This window comes from Pseudomonas sp. 51_B, from assembly GCF_017491595.1.
In the GTDB taxonomy this organism is placed as follows: Bacteria; Pseudomonadota; Gammaproteobacteria; order Pseudomonadales; family Pseudomonadaceae; genus Aquipseudomonas; species Aquipseudomonas promysalinigenes.
The window spans coordinates 1-484 of record NZ_JAFGYW010000271.1 but is presented as its reverse complement, the minus strand read 5'-3'; the positions used below and the strand labels follow the sequence as shown (position 1 = coordinate 484).

Sequence of the window (484 nt, the reverse complement as noted above, 5' to 3'; positions counted from 1 at the left end):
GTTCTGCAGCAACACGTGGAGCGTGGACGTTGGCAACAGCCTTGTCATCGCCGTGTGCCAGAGCAACGAACTCAACACCTTTAGGAGCTTTGAGGTCCGACAGGTGGATGATGGTGCCGATTTCTGCTTTCGACAGGTCGACTTCGATGAACTCAGGCAGATCTTTTGGCAAGCAGGTCACTTCGATTTCAGCAACAACGTGCGAAACTTCGCCGCCTTTCTTCACTGGAGCTTCTTCGCCAACAAAGTGTACAGGCACGATGGCGGTCAGTTTCTGGCCGGCAACAACGCGTACGAAGTCAGCGTGCATCACGTGGCCTTTGGCCGGGTGACGCTGCAGAGCCTTGATGATGACGTTCTGCTTGGTGCCACCAACGTTCAGCTCGATGATGTGGCTGTAAGCCGCTTCGTTTTCGAGCAGTTTGGCAACTTCTTTGGCCAGCATGCTGATGGATTCAGGGGCTTTGTCGCCACCGTAAACAAC

At 54.3% G+C, this 484-nt stretch carries 1 protein-coding gene; it reads right to left on the bottom strand.

Annotated features, from left to right (window positions below; translation table 11 throughout):
* On the bottom strand, positions 1–484 hold a 484-nt coding region (locus tag J5M56_RS24780), incomplete at both ends, for a 50S ribosomal protein L25/general stress protein Ctc (RefSeq protein ID WP_207938035.1).